Source organism: Vibrio sp. 5S239, from assembly GCF_041439575.1.
GTDB lineage: Bacteria > Pseudomonadota > Gammaproteobacteria > Enterobacterales > Vibrionaceae > Vibrio > Vibrio kanaloae.
This window is the reverse complement of sequence record NZ_JBGOOM010000011.1, coordinates 47,453-67,603: the sequence shown is the minus strand read 5'-3', so window position 1 is coordinate 67,603 and position 20,151 is coordinate 47,453. Positions and strand designations below refer to the sequence as shown.

Genomic DNA, 20,151 nt, shown 5'->3' with positions numbered 1-20,151 from the left:
TACGCCAATACAACAGATCAAATGCTGTTTTATGAAGAGACACTGGCTTTTGGTCAGTGTCTTTTTTGTAAGAACTGAAGACGTTTATAGGGAATAAACAATGGCAATTTTTTCTTGGTCTGAGGCTAAGCTTCTTGATACCAGTCTGAGTTCGCTTGATGGTTACTTTTCTGAGCCACCAATCAGGGCGCAGACCTTAACAGGCGGTTTGACTAATCGATGTTGGAAATTGGTTTCCGCAGACGAGAAAGCGTATGTTTGGCGCCCGATTACGCCGATCACTAAAGCTTTTTTTATCTCTCGCCATGAAGAGTACCAAGTATTGTCTACCATAGAACGTCTTGGTATTGGCCCAAGCCCAATACTGGTTAATCAGCACGGGTTACTAGTCGAGTGGGTAGCAGGTGATACGTTATATGAGGGGCTAGACCTATATCACCTCTTAAAAACACTCACATCGGTGCATTTAGTTAACACCAAGCGACTACCACTCCAACCGTTTAGCTTCACCGCACGAGTTGACCATTACTGGCTTCAACTTGATGATGCACACAAGAACGAAACCTATACTACTATTTATCAAGAATGGCGATCAGCTCCGAACATCTCAAGTGTTGGTTTATCTCTGTGTCATTTTGATTTGGGTGGTTATAACCTCGTGAAGAGTCGCGACGGAATCAAAATCATTGATTGGGAATACGCAGCGTTGGCAGACCCAAGATTAGACTTGGCTTTAACCATCTCTGTTGCCGGTGCGCCTATCGCTGAAGCCGTTCATCAGTATTGTCAGCTGCGAGACATCCATGATGTGCAGACCTGGGTGGACGGGGTAGATCAATGGTTACCACGCTGTCGAATGATGGCAATGCTATGGTATTTATTGGCACATCAGTTATGGGGAGACGGTAGTTACGTAGAGGAAGCGGAAGATCTTAGCCGCACTTTCTGTAATTAGGTTCACGTTTAGGAAGTGAAAAAAATCTAATTTTATTTCTCTTTACTTTAAAACCTTACTTTTCATGTTAGATTAATCTAAGCGTACCAGTATTCAATAAGGGAGGTACAAATGATTATTTACCTGCATGGCTTCGACTCTACGAGTCCCGGCAATCACGAAAAGATATTGCAGCTGCAATTCATTGATGATGATGTTCGTTTTATTAACTACAGTACTTTGCATCCCAAACACGATATGCAACATTTACTTAAAGAAGTGCATAAAGTGATAGAGCAATCCGATGATCCACATCCAATCATTTGTGGCGTGGGTTTAGGGGGTTTTTGGTCTGAGCGTATTGGTTTTTTGTGTGGGATTAAGCAGGTCTTGTTCAACCCTAATTTGGAACCTGAGAACAACATGGTTGGCCGAATAGATCGCCCCGAAGAGTACGAAGATATCGCAACTAAGTGTGTTGCTCAGTATCGCATGAAGAATAAAGGACGTTGCTTAGTTATACTTTCTCGTGCTGATGAAATTCATGATAATACAAAGACTGCAGCTGCGCTTGAAGACTACTACGATGTTATTTGGGATGAGAAAGAGAGCCATAAGTTCAAAAAAATTTCTCAGCACCTTCAGACAATAAGTGCTTTCAAAAACGCTTAATCACTCTATTCTATTTTCTAAAAAAGCAGTACTTAATCGAGTGCTGCTTTTTTACATCTAAACTAAGAGGGACTCTTTTTTCTAGATGTTGATGTATGTTTGATTATGAGCTGTTCAAACGTTAGCTCATTCGTTGCGAATCCTCATTAAGGTTAAGGATTATTGTTGCGGTCATCTTTTTGCTATATATAATGTTCACAAGAAAAATATTTTGACAAATATCAAAAAAAATTGAGAGCGAGTGAAAAACTTGCCCATTATTTGTGTTCTTCCTCGAAGGTCGACACCTTTTAGTTTTACCCACGTGAGCAGAATAACAGAAAAGCATTTGTTATTTGAAACCCCTCTAACTACTCGTGAGCTGTTGTCAGCCATTATCACAGTTATCAAATAAGCCGTAACCTTTGAAGGTAGGCCGAGTAGATATATAGAATTTATCGGTTGGAGTAATCGAGCCGAACCCCATTTATTCATTTTGTAGAGGATTGTCATTGTGACAAAAATTATCGTAGTAGGCGGTGGTGCTGGTGGTTTAGAGCTAGCAACGAAACTCGGTCGTACCTTAGGTCGTAAAAAACGTGCTCAGATTACCTTGGTAGACCGCAAAGCAAGTCACCTATGGAAGCCATTACTTCATGAAGTAGCAACTGGATCGTTAGATGAAGGTGTTGATGCATTGAGTTACCGCGCGCATGCAAAAAACCACTACTTTGACTTCCAAATGGGCAGCCTGAACGACATCGACCGTGAGCGTAAAGTCATTGCTCTAAGCGAGTTTAAAGATGATCACGGTGAACTGCTTATGCCAAGCCGTGAGCTCGAATACGATATCCTGGTGATGGCGCTAGGTTCCACGTCAAATGATTTCAATACTCCAGGTGTTCGTGACAACTGTATTTTCCTTGATAGCCCAGAGCAAGCACACCGTTTCCGTACAGAGATGAACAATCAGTTCTTGAAGCTTCACGCTAAAAACGGTCAAGGGACCGTCGATATTGCGATTGTTGGTGCTGGTGCGACAGGCGTAGAGCTTTCTGCAGAGCTACACAATGCGGTTAAAGAGCTTCGTACTTACGGCTTTGGCGACCTAGACTCAAGTAAGCTGAACGTGAATCTTATTGAAGCGGGTGAGCGTATTCTCCCTGCTCTTCCTCCTCGTATTTCAAGTGCTGCACACTCTGAGCTAACGAAGCTTGGTGTAAACGTTCGTACTAATACTATGGTGACGCAAGCGGATGCTGATGGCCTAACAACCAAAGATGGTGACAAGATCCCAGCGCAAATAATGGTTTGGGCAGCAGGTATCAAAGCACCAGATTTCATGAAAGATATCGGTGGTCTTGAGACGAACCGTATCAACCAGTTGGTTGTGAAAAACACGCTGCAAACAACACTGGATGATAACATCTTTGCTATTGGTGACTTGGCACAATGTACACAAGCCGATGGTTCATTCGTTCCACCGCGTGCACAAGCAGCCCACCAAATGGCAAGTTGTGCATTCAGCAATATTATTGCCAAACTAAACGGTCGTGACCTGAAAGATTACATCTACAAAGATAAAGGATCGCTTGTTTCATTAAGCCGTTTCTCTACGGTAGGTAGCTTGATGGGTAACCTAACCAAAGGCTCGATGATGGTTGAAGGTCGTATTGCTCGTATAGTTTATATATCTTTGTACCGTATGCATCAAATGGCGCTTCATGGATTAATCAAAACATCGTTGATGATGTTAGTTGGCCGTATTAACCGTGTACTTCGTCCAAACTTAAAGCTTCACTAATCGGTTACGCTTTTTTAAAGAGTGGTGTACACCAATAATCAAAAAGAGCTCTTTGGAGCTCTTTTTGTTTGTGTTGATTCATTGCTATCTCTGCATACCCCACTCTAACAACGGTTAAGAGGTTGGAGGTAACACGGAATAAACAACGCCATCTTTCGGCTTACCGTTAAAGATAAAGCGATTCTTGGCGATGGTTTCTCGTTCAGCGCCGCATTTCTCAATCAACCTTTGACTTGGTAGGTTCTCGGTGTCGCAGACAATCTCCAAACGCGTTAACTTGAGTTGCGCGAAACAAAATTCAAATAGTGCGAGCATCGCTTCTTTAGCGATCCCTTTCCTTTGAAAGTCATCACCCACCCAATAACCTAAACTCGCCATATTAAAGGTGTGATAAAGTTCATTGATCGCAACCATACCGACTAACTTATCGCTTCTTCGCTCAAAGATACCAAAGCCAAATGCGTCTGCTTTGACCCAATTTAAGCGAGTTGCCAGAATGAACTTCTCGGCTTCGACGATAGAAAACTCATTGTGGCACCAGTCTATCCATGGAAGTAAGCTAGGGGAGGACTTTACCAGCTGAGAAAATTCTTGAGCATCTGAGGCTTCAATGATTTTGAGGCTAAGGTGCTGTGTATTAATCTGAAAATCAGGGCTCATAAGAAGTACCGAAGAATGTGTAAATGTTAGGTAAGAATAGTAAGTACGTGTGAATATGTGCTGTACTTAATAAAACGCCCTCACAATGGAGGGCGTATAGAATCAATATACCTTAAGTTATTTATACATCGACTTATTGTGCTACACGTCGAACTTGAATCACCATTCCAAGAAGTGGGTGGTCAAGGTAGTGAGTTTCGGTACTGCGCATACGACGTTTTTGGTCCATGCGGTAGCTCTTAAGGAACTCTTCCACTTCAACGGTCGGAGATATCTCTGTGAGGTTACCTACTTGAACGTTGCTCTCTGCCCCACTCACTGGTGAATCTAGCTCGATTTGTTGTTCTTGTAGAGTCACTTCACGAACACTTGGTGCTTTTAAATCTAACGTTGTTTCAGCGTATAAATAGTGCTGCACGTAGATTTGTAGCTTACCGTCTAATTCATAAAGCGGCTTATCAATGGTCTCTTCTTGAAAGCCATCCGGGTTTGATGCAGTCACAGCGCCTTTCTCAGAACCGTCGGCATTGAACTGCTTAGAGAAGTCTCTACCAGCTTGAATGTGGAAGACAGGAGCATAGCTTTTACCTTGGTCACCTTGACGCCAAGCGGTATGCATCAAAACTTCAAAGCCGGCATGATTGCTCAGTCTATTTTTCTGAGGCGCTAACTTATATTCCGAGTAAGGGAGCATCTGCACGCCTTTCCTGGAGCGATATTGGGTATCTTGAAATGAACCAACGCGCTCAAGTGAAATTTCAGGCTGAGTGCTCGGCCAAGACTCGTTGACTTTTTCCGCATCAACAGCGCGCTTGAAAATGATCACTTCTATATCAAATTGTCTCTGCGCCAAACTTGGCAGTGAGACGAACAATAGTAGTAGTGGGATCAGTCTTTTCATTTTTACTCCGTCTCCCAGCCGCTGTTACGGCTGGATAATTTATATGTGCAGTGGATTGGGCTTTATGCCGAAGGCAGCAAGTTCTGTCTGAATTCGCTCAATAAATCACTAACAAATTGAATTCGTTTCCGTCTGTCGACCAATGGTATCGTAAATTTGAACTTTGTTGGTCCTTCCATTGAAAACTTTTGCGGTTGGGATTGCAATAGTTTAACAAGGTAGGCCGGGTTTATGTCAGCATCCGGGTAGAATTCTAAGAATCCGCCCTTATCGTGAGCTTCAATTTTCTTCGCTTTAATAGACGCGGCCGCTAACTTAAGTTCAGATACGGACAACAAGTTCTTGGTGGCATCAGGAAGGCTACCAAAACGGTCGATTAGCTCAACTTTCAGCTCTGCTAGCTCATCAGTATCACTGACGCTCGCAATACGCTTGTAGGTCGATAATCGAGTATTGATGTCTGGAATATAGTCGTCGGGCAATAGTGCTGGCAGACGCATTTCAATTTCCGTCTGTTCTCGCAACAGGTCATCAAGTGAAGGCTCTCGGCCTTCTTTCAGTGCTTCAACGGCTTGTTCAAGCATTTCCATATAAAGTGTAAAACCAACGGATTGTATTTGGCCACTTTGATCATCGCCTAACAGTTCACCTGCACCACGAATCTCTAAGTCATGAGTCGCGAGAGTGAATCCAGCCCCTAAATCTTCTAAAGAAGCAATGGCGTCTAATCGCTTGATGGCATCTTTGGTCATTGCTTTCGGATGTGGCGTTAGTAAGTAAGCATAAGCTTGGTGGTGAGAACGACCCACACGACCACGCAATTGATGCAGCTGTGCCAAACCAAGGTGGTCTGCTCTATCCATCAATATGGTATTTGCTGTCGGAACATCAATACCTGTTTCGATGATGGTCGTACACACCAGAAGATTGAAGCGCTGATGGTAAAAGTCATTCATGATGCGCTCTAGTTCGCGTTCTCGCATCTGGCCATGAGCCACGGTGACTCTTGCTTCTGGAATCAGTTTTTGCAGTGACTCAGCCGTCTTTTCAATCGTGTCGACTTGGTTATGCAGGAAGTAAACTTGACCACCACGCATGATTTCACGAAGTACCGCTTCTCTTACGACGGCATCATCACTCTCGCGGACGAAGGTTTTTATCGCCAAGCGTCGTGCTGGTGGTGTGGCGATGATTGACAAGTCACGCATACCGCTCATTGCCATGTTCAAGGTTCTTGGAATTGGCGTTGCAGTGAGTGTTAGGATGTCAACATCGGCACGCATCGCTTTCACTTTCTCTTTCTGACGTACACCAAAGCGGTGTTCTTCATCGACAACCAGTAAGCCAAGGTCTTTGAATTTAATATCGCTAGAAAGTAACTTGTGAGTTCCAACCAAGATATCAACCTTACCGTCGGCGACATCCTGCATGATCAATTTCTGTTCTTTAGCAGACTTAAATCGAGACAGTACTTCGACACGTATCGGTTGGTTTGCGAAACGGTCGCGGAAGTTTTCAAAGTGTTGCTGAGCAAGTAGTGTAGTCGGTACCAATACAGCGACTTGTTTACTGTTATCGGTACATACGAACGCTGCACGCATTGCGACTTCCGTTTTACCAAAGCCAACATCACCACACACCAAACGGTCCATGGCTTTTGCTTGGCACATGTCAGACATAACGGCATTGATGGCCATCGCTTGGTCATCGGTTTCTTCAAATGGGAATCCAGATTTGAAGGTCGCGTACTGACCGCGGTCTAATACAAATTTGTAGCCAGGTTTGAGCTCTCTCTTGGCGTAAACATCAAGTAGTTCTGCTGCAACGTCACGGACTTTCTCCGCCGCGCGCTTACGAGCTTTCTGCCACGCTTCGCCACCGAGTTTATGTAGCGGTGCAGAATCTTCAGCGCCACCAGAGTAGCGCCCAATTAAGTTCAAAGACGCAACAGGCACATATAACTTGGCATCGTTTTGATACTCAAGGGTCACGTATTCAGTTTTCATGCCGCCGGCTTCAAGTGTTTGCAGGCCGATGTAGCGACCAATGCCGTGGTCAATGTGAACAACAGGCTGACCCGGTTTAAGTTCCGCTAAGTGACGAATTACGGTGTCGCTGTTTACGCTTTTCTGATCTTTCTTACGACGCTGTACAACACGATCGCCGAGTAAGTCGCTTTCACAGACAATGGCGATGTTTTGCTCTTCGTGGATAAAGCCATGCTCAGCAGAACCGAGGATCAGGCTGAACTTATCTTTACCTTTAATCGCCGCGTCGAGGTTTTCAACTTCGCTTGGACGAACTTTGATGCCGTGGATCAATTCACTAAGTGCTTCACGGCGACCTTCAGATTCAACCGAAAAGACCACTTTGCCGTCGAAGGCTTCAGTGAACTTTCTTAGGTTTGCGAGTGGCTCTTTATTCTGATGTTGTACACTGAGGTCTGGAAGAGACACAACTGGAAGGTTGATACGTCCGGCTTTCTCTTCGATTGAATCTAAGCTCAGGCTGACTTGTGGTTTCTGTTTGAAGTGTGCGAACAGTTCGTCTTTCTTCAACCAAAGCTGTTCTGGTGTCAGTAATGGTCGAAGTGGATCAACACCGCGTTGCTCGTATCTGTGAGCAACATCTGTGAGGAAAGTGTCGACAGCTGCTTCTACGTCACCAAGTACCAAGAGTTGCGCTTCATCGGCAACATAGTCGAACAAGGTTTCGGTGTGGTCGAAGAAAAGCGGTTGCCAATATTCAATACCAGCAGGCCATGTGCCTTTAGATACCTGCATATAAACAGATTCTGGTTCACGTCGCGCATCAAATTGTTGGCGCCAGCGAATGCGGAAATCTTCAATAGCACTTTCAGAGGTTGGGAACTCGTGAGCTGGCAGCAAACGGATCTCAGAGATGTCTTCGATAGAGCGCTGATTTTCAGGATCGAAAGTACGGATGGTGTCGATCTCGTCATCAAAGAAGTCGATACGGTACGGATCTTTACTGCCCATAGGGAACAGATCGAGAATAGAGCCACGGCTTGCGTATTCACCCGGACCAAATACTTGATCAACGTAACGATAGCCAGACTTTTCAAGCTGCAGGCGCAGTTTCTCTAGTGAATAGAGGTCGCCTGTTTTGACCATTAGGGTGTGTTGCAGCAAAAAGTCACGCGGTGATTGACGTTGCAATAGCGTGCTGATCGGCACGATCGTAATACCATCTTTTAGCGTCGGTAAGGCATAAAGGCGTGCGATACGATCTGAAATGATCTCTTGGTGCGGTGAGAAGCTGTCGTATGGCAGTGTTTCCCAATCAGGAAATAGTGCGACTTCATGCGCTGTAAATTGTTCTATTTCAGACTGTAGCTTAAGTGCGACTTGTGGGTCTGGTACTGCAAGTACAGTATGGCTATTGTGTTGCTCTGCGAGTTTAGCTATGGCTAGAGCGAGAGAGGAACCGACTAGGTTACCGATGTGCTTCTTGTCACCGGCTCCTTTGAGTGTAGGTAGTGTAAAAATAGATTGTTTGGTCATGTTAATTTACTTGTTATCTCGTTCTAGAGAGCGTTGACGTAAGAGCTTCTGTTGTTGATGAAGTGCAGCCTTGATCAGTAAGTCTTGGTCAGTATCGCGAAGATGAGCATATTTAAATTTTATTTCGAAGCCTGAATCTTTAGGTTCGCTAGCGAAGACTTCCGCGTAGCAATAAATAGCGGCGGCAGGGTGCTCGATAAATAGCTTAGCTTTAACTAAGCGACCTGTTTCGATATCTGTTTTGGAAAAACAAGAGAACTGACTCGCACCAAAAGAGTAGGTGTGTGTACGAAATTTCTCATCATCTTGTTGTGATAGCATAAAGCTCAACAAGAGGTTTAATTTAGAGTTTTGTGCATCCAATAAACTGGTGACATTCTTCAAGTCGCTGTTTTTCAGTTCAGCGCGAGCACTGTCGGCTAACAGGTCCAATTGGCTAAATTCACTCGCCACAACAAAAGGGGCAGGGATCTCGGATTCGAACTGAATTTGAGAGGGTAAAGTGAAGTTACTTTCCATTGGTTCTATATTCGCGGTAAGGCTGTGGTGAACGGTGAAAAACTCTTGTTCTGTCATGCGTTAGTTCCTTGAAGTGATCTATTGATTATCGCTATGTGGCCGCAGTAATCAAGGTCAGTTAATTGAAAGTCTTAAATAGTTGTTTGAAATATCACTATTTGACAAGGTTCTGTTTTTCAAGCCTAACTAATTGAGTTAATTCACTCTATATTTTCAATTACCCCCTACACAGTAACAGCAATACCCGTTACATTAACCCGCATCCCTTTTTGATGGTTCAAAGTATGTTTCATCCTATTTCAATGTTTATTGGCCTGCGTTATTTGAAAGGCCGTTCAGGTGATCGCTTTAGCCGTTTTGTTTCTTATATGTCGACGGCGGGTATTACCATTGGTGTGCTGTCTTTGATTACTGTTTTATCGGTAATGAATGGATTCGAAGCGCAGTTAAAAGACCGAATTCTTGGCGTGCTCCCTCAAGCCGTCGTTTATGAGCAAGGAGGCACAACGTTACTTGCTGCTCAAGCCCCTAGCTTTGCAGAGCAAATGTCGCTCAATGGTCACGTTGAACCGATTGTTCGTAGTGAAGCAGTGATACAAAGCCCTGCTCAGTTATCTGCGGGTCTGTTAATCGGCATTGAACCTAATTCAGATGACCCTCTTCAGAATCACTTGATTGCCGGTAGATTGTCTTCACTTAAAGCGGGTCAGTATCAGTTATTCCTTGGTCATACTTTGGCGAGAAACTTAAAAGTCTCGATGGGCGACAAAGTTCGCTTAATGGTTACGAGTGCTAGTCAATACACGCCGTTAGGGCGTATTCCAAGCCAACGAAATTTTACCGTAGCCGGTATTTTCAATACAGGTTCAGATATTGACGCTCAATTAATGGTTACCCACATTCAAGATGCAGGTCGTTTGATGCGTTATAAGTCTGACACCATTTCAGGCTGGCGACTGTTTTTTGAAGACCCGTTTGAAGTGGCAGAGTTATCAAACCAACCGTTACCGGAAGGCTGGTTGTGGAGTGACTGGCGTGACCAACGTGGCGAGCTATTCCAAGCCGTGAGAATGGAAAAAAATATGATGGGCTTGATGCTTGGGCTGATCATTGGTGTTGCCGCATTTAATATTATCTCTGCGTTGATTATGGTGGTGATGGAGAAGCAATCTGAAGTTGCCATTCTTAAGACCCAAGGAATGACCGACGGTCAAGTAATGGGGACATTCATGGTTCAAGGTGCAAGTAGTGGGGTGATTGGTGCGTTATCGGGGGGCGTGTTAGGTGTTGTATTAGCAATGAACCTCAATACTATTTTAAAAGCACTCGGTGTCGCTCTGTTCTCATTTGGTGGCCAGCTGCCAGTCATGATTGATCCAATTCAAATCGCCGTTGTTGTGGTTTTGGCTATTGCACTTAGCCTGATTGCCACTGTATTCCCTTCTTATCGTGCATCGTCTGTGAAACCTGCTGAGGCCCTTCGTTATGAGTAATTTTCTTCAATGTAATGATATCCGTAAAACGTACCGTGAAGGCTCGTTAGATACTGAGGTGCTCAAGGGAGTGAGCTTTGAAATCGAAAAGGGTGAGCTAGTAGCAATCATCGGTACCTCTGGGTCAGGTAAAAGTACCTTACTGCATATCTTAGGCGCATTAGACGATGCTTCAGCTGGCAGTGTGAGCTTTCTAGGCCAGGACTTGTCGTCTCTGAGTTCGAATAAGCAAGCCAAACTTCGTAATCAGCATCTTGGTTTTGTCTATCAGTTCCATCATCTTCTATCTGATTTTTCAGCGTTAGAAAACGTAGCAATGCCGTTGTTGATTGGTGGTGAAAAGCCCGCTAAAGCAAAGCAAGAAGCGCAACGTCTGTTGGATAAAGTTGGATTGAGTCATCGTGTTGATCACCGACCTTCAGAGCTTTCTGGTGGTGAGAGACAACGAGTGGCGATTGCTCGTGCATTGGTGAATAAGCCTGCGTTAGTCTTGGCGGATGAACCAACCGGTAACCTTGACCATAACACCGCACTTTCTATTTACGACTTAATGCGTGAACTCAACCGCGAGTACGACACGGCCTTTTTGGTAGTAACTCATGATGGTGAACTTGCAGGTAAGATGGATCGCCAGCTTCACATGCAAGATGGTTTATTGGTCAACGTAGAAAAAGAGGAGAGCTAAGTGTTTTCTTCTTTATCTCTATTGATAGGTGGCCGATTTAGCCGAGCGAAACAACGAGACAAAATGGTGTCGTTCATCTCTTTGTCTTCGACGATTGGTATTGCCGTTGGTGTGGCGGTGATCATTATCGGTTTGTCTGCAATGAATGGCTTTGAGCGAGAGCTTGAGTCGCGTGTACTTTCCGTTATTCCACATGGTGAATTTGAGGGTGTAAATGAACCAGTGACTCGCTGGGAGCACGTGATTGAGCAGTCGGTGAAAAATGATAAAGTTGTAGCTGCAACACCCTATGTAAAAATTACCGCGCTGGCCGAAAAGGGCAAAGAACTCAAAGCAATTGAAGTTCGCGGTGTTGACCCACAACTTGAACAACAGGTATCAAGTCTATCGAAATTTATTGATAAACAAGCTTGGAGTGAGTTTAAAGCAGGGCAACAACAAATCATCTTAGGTTCTGGTGTGGCTAACGTGTTGGGGGCGAAAGTGGGTGACTATCTAACCTTGATGATTCCAACGGTTAACGGTTCTGTCAAAGTTCAGGCACCAAAACGAGTTCGAGTGAAAGTGGTTGGCTTGCTGACGCTTAATGGCCAAATAGACCACAGCTTGGCGCTAATCCCGATTGGCGATGCTCAAGCTTATGCAAACTTAGGTGAGGCGGTAACCGGGGTTTCATTGAAAGTCACCGATGTTTTGAATGCGAACTCTATTGTGCGTGAAGTGGGTAACCAGCTTGATGTGTATGTATATCTACGAAGCTGGCAACAGAAGTTTGGCTTCTTGTATCGAGATATTCAACTCGTTCGTACCATCATGTATCTGGTGATGGTACTGGTTATTGGTGTGGCTTGTTTCAACATCGTCTCGACCTTAATGATGGCTGTAAAAGACAGAGCATCAGAGATCGCGATTTTAAGAACCATGGGCGCATCAGATGGTCTTGTGAAGCGCATCTTTGTTTGGCAGGGCGTGTTCTCAGGCGTTTTAGGCAGTTTAGTAGGGAGTGCGATAGGTGTTTTAGTGGCGCTTAATCTTACGACGCTAATCAAAGGGCTTGAAAAGCTGGTCGATCATCAGTTCTTGTCCGGTGATATCTATTTTGTCGACTTCTTGCCATCACAACTTGATATGACGGATGTTGTTGTGGTTTCCGGCACTGCGATTGTGCTGAGCCTACTAGCGACGTGGTACCCAGCATCACGAGCAGCTAAGTTAAATCCGGCCTCGGTGCTTAGTTCTAAATAATGCTCGCTTCTAATAACAAATAAATCTTCTTTCTCCAGATGCAAAAAAAGGATCCCCCGATGGGATCCTTTTTTATTGGATTCAAACTGCATTTCTTACAACTTTCCTTACATACCAATATTGCAGAGGTTAGTTGTTCATCCGATTTTTGCTTGTATACGTTTTAAGTAAGGTACATACAAGGGTAGGTTTAGTACCTAGCTTTTCGCTTCTTCCAGCTTCTTACTACTGAATAGCGCCACAAGCCACGAATGCCAAAGTAGCCAATCATTGCTGAAACCACTCCACAAATTAGACAACCTAATAGGAATGGGGGGCCTATAGTACTCATTTGCGCCAAAATGAAGTCCCACGACAGTTCGAAATGAAACTCTTGAGGTGGTACATGCATAATAAAAGCCCCTACTTTATAAGCAAAGTAGAAGAGTACAGGCATGGTGATTGGGTTGCTTATCCATACGAGTGCAACAGCCAATGGTAGATTAACGCCACACGCGATAGCAAGGCCTGCAGACATAATCATTTGACTTGGTAGAGGGACAAACGCCATGAATAACCCAACAGCGAACGCACCAGCCGCAGAGCGACGATTAAGACACCACAAGTTGGGGTTGTACAAAACATTGCCAAAAACTTTCAATGCTTTCTGACGCTTGATGAGCTCATGGTCAGGCATAAATCGTTTGATAAACTTTCTTGGCATAGGAGGAAGCTACTCTCTTGTTTAACACTTGGTTCTTGATTTCATTTGCTGCGACAGCTGTGTCAGCAAGCTTTTGGCCTGTTATGCCACATTGGGTTGGGGCACCATTGATGATGTTATTACTCATAACGTCAACAAAGTATAGCGTTTTCCGGAGTGCAAGAGGTTCAGTAACAGCATTGATACTAGTTATCTGCCTAGGGAATGCGATTGAAATGCAGACAGGTCGATTATTTCAATCAGGACAGAATACTACCATAAATGCGTCGGTTGTTAGCCTTTTTAGTGAAAATAGCCATGGTTTTGAAAGTGTAATAGTAGCTAGATCAATTGGTGGCGAAAAATTAATCTTCCCTCAATTGATAAAATTGAGGTTATTTACACCTTTCAAGTTGACGCTTGGAGATAGTGTCCATTTGTCCGTTTCAATAAAACCGGTGTGGGGCAAACTCAATGAGGCGGGATTTGATTTAGAAAAATACCTGTTTAGCACTGGTATTGTTGCCAATGCAACTTACAGAGCGGGTACCAAATATCGAATTTATTCTAGTACGAATTTACGATCCAAGTGGTTTGAAAATAGCCTTCAAAGGTTAAATCAATTGGAGAATAGGGATCTCATGATGGCTTTAGGTTTTGGTTATCGAGAACTTATCCTCCCTGAACGTTGGGATTTACTGAAAAGCAGTGGGTTGATCCACTTAGTGGCCATTTCGGGGCTTCATATTGGCATTGCTTTTGGCATCGGTTATCAACTGGGAAAGTTCGCTAGATTATTATCACCTCAGCTTCTTTGGTTACCGATGTTACTAGGGCTTGGGTTGGCGTATTTCTACAGTTGGTTTGCTGGGTTTACGTTGCCAACGCTTAGGGCTTTGGTAATGTGTGTTGTTGCGAGCTATTTTTTGTGGCGGGGTCAAAATATAGGCGTGATTCGGTATGTTACTTTAAGCTTATGCGTTGTTTTACTTATATGGCCGTTTTCAGTTTTGTCGAGTAGCTTTTGGTTATCCTTTGGCGCACTAGGGGTGGTTCTTTATATTGCTCTAAATAATAATTCATCATCTTCAAATCTTACATTGATGAATCGAGGGTTAACCCTTACTAAGATTCAACTAATGTTGACGATACTGATTGCTCCTCTTTCTATACTGTTTTTTAAAGGAGTCAGTTTAGTCTCTTTTTTTTATAACTTACTCCTTTTGCCGTGGGTTTCGATAGTGACGATCCCATTACTATTCTCGGCAATGTTTATCAGCCTATTATCTGAATCAGCACTTTGGGCAAGCAGTGTAGCACTGATGGTAAACGATCTTGCTGATCAACTTTGGAAGTTGGTTGACTTGTCGCTTGAGCCTCTGGTTTATAGCCTTCCTTTTTCTAAACGTTTTTGGATTCAAGTTGATGATCACACGATGGCGTTGTCTGTGTTTCTCATTTTATTCTTCGGTTTCATTAATAAGTACCTTAAACAGGCTCTATCGATATTCGTCATTGCGGTGTTTGTGCTGTGGTGGGAGTCGACAAGCCTTAAGCAGGATAGATTAACCATCGACATTTTGGATGTCGGACACGGTTTATCATTGGTTCTGGAAAAGAATAATCAAGTCGTGGTTTACGACCTTGGTAATGTGTGGGCTGGCGGCTCGATTGTCGAGTCTTTGCTTATCCCTACATTAAATCGAAGGGGGATTAACGAACTAGAGGGTGTGATTGTGAGTCATTTTGATTCTGATCACGCAGGTGGTTATCCGGCGTTACTTGGCTATTACAATCCCAAGTGGATAAGAACTAGTCAAAGCATAAATGCACCAGCGGAATCTAATCTTCGAGCATGTACTATCGGGCAAGTTTGGAGTTGGCAAGATGTTGTTTTTGAAGTTCTTTGGCCTCCTGAACGCGTGAAGAGAGCGTACAATCCACATTCTTGTGTTGTAAGAGTATCTGAGCCCAGTTCAGGGTTCTCTATGTTACTAACTGGTGATATTGAACTAGTTAGTGAGTGGTTACTTTCTCGTGAAGGGGATCGGCTTGAGAGCGATGTGATGCTGGTTCCGCATCATGGTAGCGACACGTCCTCCATTACTCGGTTTATCGAGGCGGTTTCACCTCAAGTGGCAATCGCTTCTTTAGCAAAAGGTAATCAGTGGGGGATGCCAAATTCATCTGTTATTGAACGTTATCGAGATGTGGGGAGTGCTTGGCTTGATACAGGAGAAAATGGCCAAATAACCATCACTGTCAATCAGGAAGGTTGGAAATATCATACGATTAGAGAGCAACAAGGTGGGCAGTGGTATAGGCAGATGCTTCGTAAGGGAGTAGAATAGATAGATTATTGTGAGAAAATTAAGCGATTTTATGTCAACACAAACAGATGAAACCACCTGGGTCACGTTTAAAAGACTTTGGACTTATATTCGACTATATAAGGCTGGCCTCGGTGTTGCGGTTATCGCGCTTATTATTAATGCCGTCTCTGATACCTATATGATTTCCTTGCTAAAACCTTTACTTGATGAAGGCTTTGGCAGCGCTGAGTCTGATTTTCTACGTACACTTCCTTTCATTGTTTTTGCCATGATGTTTATTCGTGGTGTCAGCGGTTTCGTTTCAACCTATTGCTTGAGCTGGGTTTCTGGCAACGTGGTTATGGAAATTCGTCGTAAAATATTTAGTCATTTCATGCATATGCCAGTTTCTTTCTTCGATAAAGAGCAGACGGGCGCATTGCTATCTCGAATTACTTATGACTCAGAGCAAGTGTCTGCCGCAACGAGTAAGGCTTTAGTTAGTATTGTTCGTGAAGGTGCAAGTATTATTGGCTTGTTGACACTGATGTTCTGGAATAGTTGGCAGTTGTCTTTAGTGTTGTTTGCTGTCGCCCCTCTTGTGGCGTGGGCGATTGGCATCGTCTCGAAGCGATTCCGGAAGATTTCGAAAAACATGCAGACCAGCATGGGCCATGTTGCTTCTTCAGCAGAACAAATGCTGAAGGGGCATAAAGTTGTTCTAACATACGGTGGTCAGGATTTAGAAAAGCATCGCTTTGATAAGGTGAGCAACCAAATGCGCCAACAAAGCATGAAGTTGATAACGGCTCAAGCAGCAGCCAACCCAATCATTCAGATGATCGCTTCGGTTGCAATTGTGGTGGTTCTTGTTCTTGCGAGTGTCGATTCTATTAAAGCCGAGCTAACGCCAGGTACGTTTACGGTTGTGTTCTCTGCGATGTTTGGTTTAATGCGTCCGTTAAAAGCGTTAACCAACGTAACGTCTGAGTTCCAACGCGGTATGGCGGCAAGTACCACGCTATTTGGTTTAATGGATCTAGATACAGAACAAAACAAAGGCACGTTGAAACCTGAAACCGTAACCGGTGAAGTTGCAGTAAAAGAAGTGACGTTTACTTATGATGGTGCAGAGAAACCAGCACTTGATAAGGTGAGCTTCAATATTCCGAAAGGTAAGACGGTCGCTCTTGTTGGCCGGTCTGGTTCGGGCAAGAGTACCATCGCTAACCTGTTTACTCGTTTCTATGACGTAGATTCGGGCTCTATCGAGCTTGATGGACACGATATTCGTGATTACGAATTGAGAAACCTACGTGAGCACTTTGCTCTTGTTTCTCAAAATGTTCACCTATTTAACGACACGGTGGCGAACAACATCGCTTATGCGGCAGAAGAGCAATACTCCCGCGAACAGATCGAACATGCAGCTAAGCTTGCTCATGCAAGTGAGTTTATCGAAGGCATGGAAAATGGCATCGATACCGTTGTTGGCGAAAACGGCGCGAGCCTTTCTGGTGGACAACGACAGCGTATTGCGATTGCCCGTGCTCTATTAAGAGATGCACCTGTGCTGATTCTTGATGAGGCGACTTCTGCATTGGATACTGAATCAGAAAGAGCGATCCAGTCTGCATTGGAAGAGCTACAAAAAGATAAGACTGTTTTGGTGATTGCTCACCGTCTATCAACTATCGAGCAAGCCGATGAGATCTTAGTGGTTGATGATGGCCAAATTGTAGAAAGAGGCGCGCACGCAGAACTTATTGAACATGATGGTGCTTACGCGCAGCTGCATCGAATTCAGTTCAGCGGATAAGATTAGGTCGTTGTTGTGATCGAAAAGATTTGGTTTAACAATCATCCGTTGAAATATCTTCTTTGGCCATTGTTGTGGCCATTGAGCCTGCTGTTCAAAATGATCAGTGGTCAACGTCGTGATGCGTACTTATCTGGTAAAAAAGAGACCTATCGACCAGCTCTACCAGTGATTGTTGTTGGTAACATAACCGCTGGCGGTAATGGCAAAACACCTGTTGTGATCTGGCTAGTTGAGATGCTGCAAGCCAATGGCTTTAAACCTGGTGTGGTGTCTCGAGGTTATGGGGCTAAAGCGCCAAACTATCCACTCGTGCTAGATGAAAATACGTCAGCCGAACATTCGGGTGACGAGCCTCGTTTGATCCGTAAGCGAACCGGTTGCCCTGTTGCGGTTGACCCTGTACGTGCAAATGCAGTGAAGGCTTTGCTGAGTGAAGGTGTTAATGTCATTATCACTGATGATGGACTGCAACATTATGCGCTTGAACGTGATATTGAGTTTTCAGTTATTGACGGTGCAAGACGTTTCGGTAATGAGAGCCTAATTCCACTGGGTCCATTGCGAGAGCCAGTATCACGTTTAGATGATGTCGATTTCTTGATTAACAATGGTGGAAAGGCGCAAGGGCGAGAGTTCTCAATGTCTTTGTTGCCTAGTGAAGCGGTTAATCTAAAGACTGGACAGAAAAAGTCAGTAGCAGAATTACCAAAGCTGGTGGCTTTTGCAGGAATAGGCCATCCGCCACGCTTTTTTAAAACATTAGACGAACTTGATGGTGATGTGGTTTTCACTCAAGGCTTCTCCGATCATCAAGATTTTGATAAAGATGAACTTCATGCCTTAGCAAAGAAAGGTATGAATATGATTATGACAGAAAAAGACGCTGTAAAATGCGAAGAATATGCTCAAGACAACTGGTGGTATCTTCCAGTTTCTGCGCAGTTTAATGAAGATTCGCAACAGCAAATTTTAAAAAGAATAAAAGAGGTTATGGAATACTATGGATCACCGTCTGCTTGAGATCGTTGCTTGTCCTGTATGTAAAGGTAAACTAACTTTTGACAAGGATAAGCAAGAGCTTGTTTGTAAAATTGATCGCCTTGCTTACCCAATTAAAGAGGGTATTCCTGTTCTTTTAGAACCTGAAGCTCGCACCGTTTCTATGGATGAGGGTAAGTAATGTCTTATACGGTTGTCATACCTGCAAGATATCAATCGAGCCGTTTACCGGGGAAGCCACTTGCTGACATTGGTGGAAAGCCGATGATTCAATGGGTATATGAACAGTCAATGAAAGCGGGTGCCGATAACGTTATTATCGCTACCGACGACGCTCGAGTTGAAAAAGCGGTTAAAGCATTTGGTGCCACTGTTTGTATGACATCACCGAATCATGACTCGGGTACAGAGCGTTTAGCTGAAGTGATTGAAGTGATGAACATTCCCGATGACCATATTATCGTAAATGTTCAAGGTGATGAGCCTCTTATCCCACCTGCAATTATTAATCAGGTTGCAAATAACCTGGCGAATAGCACAGCACCAATGGCAACACTAGGTGTAGAAATTACTCACGCTGATGAAGTATTTAATCCTAACGCTGTAAAAGTGGTGACGGATAAAGACGGTTATGCACTGTATTTTAGTCGTGCGACGATTCCTTGGGATCGCGATGCCTACGCGAACAATGGTACAGCTGCGGAATCTCCTTTACTGCGTCATATCGGTATCTACGCTTACCGTGCGGGCTTTATCAATACTTACATCAATTGGGAACCAAGTACCCTTGAACGTATTGAGTGTCTAGAGCAACTACGAGTACTGTGGTACGGCGAGAAAATTCACGTAGACGTTGCAATGGAAGCGCCTTCTGCAGGGGTGGATACTCTAGAAGACTTAGAGGCGGTTCGCGCTATTATTGGTTAAATTTCTTCGAGCCACTACTTCTTTGCTCTACTAAATGCAAAATCATGAGCCTTGCTTATTGCGAGGCTTTTTTATGCCGATAGAAAATGTGCACGTGTCTACTCGCCTAAGCTGGCGGATATTGAGTCGATTGTATTTGCTAATGCATCATCCACTCTGAATTATATGAGATTTACCTCGCTCGACTTCCAATTTTTCTCTATAATATGCCGCCTATAAAGTAGTAGCGAATCGCTAGTACAGAATAAAATTTACGACAAAACGTGGAGTAAAAGATGCCTTCTCAAAGCCCAGTGATTACGGTTGATGGACCAAGTGGTGCAGGTAAAGGTACCCTGTGTATGTTACTAGCAGATAAGCTAGGCTTTCATCTTCTAGACTCAGGTGCGATCTATCGCGTACTGGCTTTAGCTGCAATTCACCACGGTGTCGATACTGAATCAGAAGAAGCTTTAGTACCGCTTGCAACTCACTTAGATGTGCAGTTTATTGCGGAAGGTGATTTGGTTAAGGTTATCTTAGAAGGTGAAGACGTATCTGGTGAGCTTCGTAAAGAAGAGACTGGCATGGCGGCTTCAAAAGTGGCTGCTTTACCTCGCGTTCGTGAAGCTTTACTTCGTCGTCAACGCGCATTCAGCTCAGCACCAGGTCTGGTTGCTGATGGACGTGACATGGGAACGGTCGTGTTTCCTGAAGCTGAAGCCAAAATATTTTTAGATGCAAGTGCTGAAGAGCGTGCGAGTCGCCGCCTTAAACAGTTGCAACAGAAGGGGTTAGATGTTAAATTTGACGACCTTTTGAGCGAGATCCAAGAGCGAGACGATCGAGATCGTAATCGCCCAGTTGCGCCATTACGCCCAGCTGAGGATGCGCTTGTGCTAGATTCTACCTCGATGAACATCGAGCAAGTAGTAGAAAAAGCACTACACTATATTGAATCGAAGCTGGCTGGGTAATTTCACCGAGCGAGTAAGAACGTTGGTCGCAAGGATG

The 20,151-nt window shown here is 44.1% G+C and carries 17 protein-coding genes; 12 read left to right on the top strand and 5 right to left on the bottom strand.

Annotated features, from left to right (window positions below; genetic code table 11):
* Positions 1–100: 100 nt before the first annotated feature.
* The 3 genes from ACED48_RS10930 (at position 101) to ACED48_RS10920 (ending at position 3,389) form a co-directional block, all read left to right on the top strand.
* Positions 101–955, top strand: a complete 855-nt coding sequence (locus ACED48_RS10930; RefSeq protein ID WP_017057021.1) for a phosphotransferase — start codon at positions 101–103, stop codon at positions 953–955.
* A 111-nt stretch (positions 956–1,066) separates the two neighbouring features.
* Positions 1,067–1,606, top strand: coding sequence for an alpha/beta hydrolase YcfP (ycfP, locus tag ACED48_RS10925; protein WP_017057022.1), 540 nt, complete (start codon positions 1,067–1,069; stop codon positions 1,604–1,606).
* A gap of 493 nt (positions 1,607–2,099) precedes the next feature.
* Positions 2,100–3,389, top strand: coding sequence for an NAD(P)/FAD-dependent oxidoreductase (locus ACED48_RS10920; protein ID WP_017057023.1), 1,290 nt, complete (start codon positions 2,100–2,102; stop codon positions 3,387–3,389).
* A 114-nt stretch (positions 3,390–3,503) separates the two neighbouring features.
* Here ACED48_RS10920 and ACED48_RS10915 read toward each other — a convergent pair whose 3' ends face one another.
* The 4 genes from ACED48_RS10915 to ACED48_RS10900 form a co-directional block, all read right to left on the bottom strand.
* A complete protein-coding gene (locus tag ACED48_RS10915) occupies positions 3,504–4,049 on the bottom strand; it encodes a GNAT family N-acetyltransferase (protein ID WP_017057024.1) in 546 nt (181 codons plus the stop codon).
* Positions 4,050–4,182: 133 nt separating this feature from the next.
* Complete coding sequence (locus ACED48_RS10910; protein WP_017057025.1) at positions 4,183–4,950, bottom strand: peptidoglycan binding protein CsiV; 768 nt, start codon at positions 4,948–4,950, stop codon at positions 4,183–4,185.
* A 62-nt stretch (positions 4,951–5,012) separates the two neighbouring features.
* Positions 5,013–8,474, bottom strand: coding sequence for a transcription-repair coupling factor (gene mfd, locus ACED48_RS10905; protein ID WP_017057026.1), 3,462 nt, complete (start codon positions 8,472–8,474; stop codon positions 5,013–5,015).
* A 6-nt stretch (positions 8,475–8,480) separates the two neighbouring features.
* Positions 8,481–9,050, bottom strand: a complete 570-nt coding sequence (locus ACED48_RS10900; protein WP_017057027.1) for a hypothetical protein — start codon at positions 9,048–9,050, stop codon at positions 8,481–8,483.
* Positions 9,051–9,277: 227 nt separating this feature from the next.
* On the opposite strand from ACED48_RS10900, the gene lolC reads away from it, so the two are divergent.
* From lolC to lolE, 3 genes are read left to right on the top strand one after another with little or no spacing between them, the layout of a single operon-like run.
* Positions 9,278–10,486 carry a lipoprotein-releasing ABC transporter permease subunit LolC gene (gene lolC, locus ACED48_RS10895; RefSeq protein WP_017057028.1) on the top strand — a complete coding sequence of 403 codons (1,209 nt, stop codon included), beginning with the start codon at positions 9,278–9,280 and terminating at the stop codon, positions 10,484–10,486.
* On the top strand, positions 10,479–11,171 hold the full coding sequence (lolD, locus tag ACED48_RS10890; RefSeq protein WP_017057029.1) for a lipoprotein-releasing ABC transporter ATP-binding protein LolD: 693 nt from the start codon (positions 10,479–10,481) through the stop codon (positions 11,169–11,171). Before lolC ends, lolD begins: the two co-directional genes overlap by 8 nt.
* Complete coding sequence (gene lolE / locus ACED48_RS10885; RefSeq protein WP_017057030.1) at positions 11,172–12,416, top strand: lipoprotein-releasing ABC transporter permease subunit LolE; 1,245 nt, start codon at positions 11,172–11,174, stop codon at positions 12,414–12,416. It abuts the gene before it with no gap.
* 190 nt (positions 12,417–12,606) lie between these two features.
* Here lolE and ACED48_RS10880 read toward each other — a convergent pair whose 3' ends face one another.
* Complete coding sequence (locus ACED48_RS10880) at positions 12,607–13,119, bottom strand: DUF2062 domain-containing protein (protein ID WP_029627076.1); 513 nt, start codon at positions 13,117–13,119, stop codon at positions 12,607–12,609.
* A 215-nt stretch (positions 13,120–13,334) separates the two neighbouring features.
* On the opposite strand from ACED48_RS10880, the gene ACED48_RS10875 reads away from it, so the two are divergent.
* The 6 genes from ACED48_RS10875 (at position 13,335) to cmk (ending at position 20,114) form a co-directional block, all read left to right on the top strand.
* Positions 13,335–15,449: a DNA internalization-related competence protein ComEC/Rec2 gene (locus tag ACED48_RS10875; protein WP_017057033.1), complete on the top strand. Its 2,115-nt coding sequence runs from the start codon at positions 13,335–13,337 to the stop codon at positions 15,447–15,449.
* Between the two features lie 31 nt (positions 15,450–15,480).
* Complete coding sequence (gene msbA / locus ACED48_RS10870; protein WP_017057034.1) at positions 15,481–17,229, top strand: lipid A ABC transporter ATP-binding protein/permease MsbA; 1,749 nt, start codon at positions 15,481–15,483, stop codon at positions 17,227–17,229.
* A gap of 15 nt (positions 17,230–17,244) precedes the next feature.
* Entirely contained in the window at positions 17,245–18,252 is a 1,008-nt protein-coding gene (gene lpxK / locus ACED48_RS10865; RefSeq protein WP_017057035.1) for a tetraacyldisaccharide 4'-kinase, read from the top strand.
* Positions 18,233–18,412: a Trm112 family protein gene (locus ACED48_RS10860; protein WP_004736429.1), complete on the top strand. Its 180-nt coding sequence runs from the start codon at positions 18,233–18,235 to the stop codon at positions 18,410–18,412. Before lpxK ends, ACED48_RS10860 begins: the two co-directional genes overlap by 20 nt.
* Positions 18,412–19,158, top strand: coding sequence for a 3-deoxy-manno-octulosonate cytidylyltransferase (gene kdsB / locus ACED48_RS10855; protein WP_017057036.1), 747 nt, complete (start codon positions 18,412–18,414; stop codon positions 19,156–19,158). Before ACED48_RS10860 ends, kdsB begins: the two co-directional genes overlap by 1 nt.
* A gap of 275 nt (positions 19,159–19,433) precedes the next feature.
* Positions 19,434–20,114: a (d)CMP kinase gene (gene cmk, locus ACED48_RS10850; RefSeq protein WP_017057037.1), complete on the top strand. Its 681-nt coding sequence runs from the start codon at positions 19,434–19,436 to the stop codon at positions 20,112–20,114.
* The last annotated feature ends 37 nt before the right edge of the window (positions 20,115–20,151 follow it).

Excerpts from the sequence above, each read along its gene's own strand:
- ACED48_RS10880 (WP_029627076.1), bottom strand. The coding sequence starts at position 13,119 with ATGCCAAGAAAGTTTATCAAACGATTTATGCCTGACCATGAGCTCATC.
- kdsB (WP_017057036.1), top strand. The coding sequence starts at position 18,412 with ATGTCTTATACGGTTGTCATACCTGCAAGATATCAATCGAGCCGTTTA.
- ACED48_RS10930 (WP_017057021.1), top strand. The coding sequence starts at position 101 with ATGGCAATTTTTTCTTGGTCTGAGGCTAAGCTTCTTGATACCAGTCTG.
- ACED48_RS10910 (WP_017057025.1), bottom strand. The coding sequence starts at position 4,950 with ATGAAAAGACTGATCCCACTACTACTATTGTTCGTCTCACTGCCAAGT.
- ACED48_RS10900 (WP_017057027.1), bottom strand. The coding sequence starts at position 9,050 with ATGACAGAACAAGAGTTTTTCACCGTTCACCACAGCCTTACCGCGAAT.
- ACED48_RS10915 (WP_017057024.1), bottom strand. The coding sequence starts at position 4,049 with ATGAGCCCTGATTTTCAGATTAATACACAGCACCTTAGCCTCAAAATC.
- lolC (WP_017057028.1), top strand. The coding sequence starts at position 9,278 with ATGTTTCATCCTATTTCAATGTTTATTGGCCTGCGTTATTTGAAAGGC.
- lolD (WP_017057029.1), top strand. The coding sequence starts at position 10,479 with ATGAGTAATTTTCTTCAATGTAATGATATCCGTAAAACGTACCGTGAA.
- mfd (WP_017057026.1), bottom strand. The coding sequence starts at position 8,474 with ATGACCAAACAATCTATTTTTACACTACCTACACTCAAAGGAGCCGGT.
- ACED48_RS10860 (WP_004736429.1), top strand. The coding sequence starts at position 18,233 with ATGGATCACCGTCTGCTTGAGATCGTTGCTTGTCCTGTATGTAAAGGT.
- cmk (WP_017057037.1), top strand. The coding sequence starts at position 19,434 with ATGCCTTCTCAAAGCCCAGTGATTACGGTTGATGGACCAAGTGGTGCA.
- ycfP (WP_017057022.1), top strand. The coding sequence starts at position 1,067 with ATGATTATTTACCTGCATGGCTTCGACTCTACGAGTCCCGGCAATCAC.
- ACED48_RS10875 (WP_017057033.1), top strand. The coding sequence starts at position 13,335 with ATGCAGACAGGTCGATTATTTCAATCAGGACAGAATACTACCATAAAT.
- msbA (WP_017057034.1), top strand. The coding sequence starts at position 15,481 with ATGTCAACACAAACAGATGAAACCACCTGGGTCACGTTTAAAAGACTT.